General features: G+C 61.8%; 1 protein-coding gene. It reads left to right on the top strand.

What is annotated here, in order from left to right; all coding sequences use genetic code 11:
• The first annotated feature begins 102 nt into the window (after positions 1-102).
• Positions 103-1,197 carry an IS5 family transposase gene (locus J8I33_RS34210; protein ID WP_209939997.1) on the top strand — a complete coding sequence of 365 codons (1,095 nt, stop codon included), beginning with the start codon at positions 103-105 and terminating at the stop codon, positions 1,195-1,197.
• The last annotated feature ends 121 nt before the right edge of the window (positions 1,198-1,318 follow it).

Genomic DNA, 1,318 nt, shown 5'->3' with positions numbered 1-1,318 from the left:
CCTAGCAGGCTGTTGAATTTGGGAACGGTGTAAACGGGCTTTGCGGGCGGTGCGTTAGAGATATCGTGTTCATGACCTTGAGCGGATAAGCCGATGCGTGGAATGGACGAGATGCAAGAACCGCTGTTCACGACGGTGAAGCTGGAAGACTTCGTGCCGGCCGATCACCCGTTGCGGCCACTTCGACTGCTGGTCAATCAGGCGTTGAAGCGGCTCAACGGGCTGTTCGGCACGATCTATGCGGACAGCGGTCGCGCCTCGATTGCGCCGGAGAAGCTGCTGCGTGCGTTGCTGCTGCAGGTGTTTTACTCGGTGCGCAGCGAGCGCATGCTGATGGAGCAGATGCGCTACAACCTGCTGTTTCGCTGGTTCGTCGGCGTGGCCATCGAAGACGCCGTCTGGGACCACTCGGTATTCTCGAAGAACCGTGACCGGCTGCTTGAGCATGAAGTGATCGAGGCGTTCTTTACCGAAGTCATGAGCTTGGCGGACAAGCAAGGGTTGCTGTCCAGAGAGCACTTCTCGGTCGATGGCACGCTGATCCAGGCGTGGGCCAGTCACAAGAGCTTCCGTCCCAAGGACGGCTCGGACGATCCGCCGGCCGGCGGCGGACGTAATGCCGACACGGACTGGAAAGGCAAACGGCGCAGCAACGACACGCACGAGTCGAGCACGGATCCGGACGCCCGGCTGTTCAAGAAGAGCAAAGGCACGCCGTCCATCCTGTGCTACCACGGTCACATCCTGATGGAGAACCGTTCGGGCTTGGTGGTCGGCGCCGTGGTGAGCCATGCCGACGGCTTCGCCGAACGCGCCAATGCATTGCGCCTGCTCGATTGCGTGCCCGGTCGTCATACCAAGACGCTCGGCGCCGACAAGGGCTATGACATGCGCGACTTCGTGCGGGACTGCCGTGCGCGCAAGGTGACGCCGCACGTCGCGCGCAATGACACGCATCAAGGCGGCAGCGCGATCGACGGCCGTACCTCGCGGCACGCCGGCTACGGCATCAGTCAGGTGAAGCGCAAACGCATCGAAGAGCACTTCGGCTGGGGCAAGACTGTCGGCAGGATTCGACAGACCGTGTATCGCGGCATCAAACGGGTCGACCAGCACATCAAGTTGACGATGCTGGCGAGTAACCTGACCCGAATGGCTCGAATGCTGACGGTGGTACCGCAAGGAGCGATGCAATGAGCCGCCCGAGCAGCGCGGCCGTCGCGCAGCAACGCACCAGCAATCCCGCTCGCCAGCGGGGCAGCCACGACGATCTATCGGCACCTCGACGGCTAATCGCATACGAAATCCATTTAATCAG

It is taken from the genome of Burkholderia sp. AcTa6-5, from assembly GCF_017815075.1.
In the GTDB taxonomy this organism is placed as follows: domain Bacteria; phylum Pseudomonadota; class Gammaproteobacteria; order Burkholderiales; family Burkholderiaceae; genus Burkholderia; species Burkholderia sola.
The sequence above is the reverse complement of the archived record's forward strand: the minus strand, read 5'-3'. Positions and strand labels throughout refer to the sequence as shown.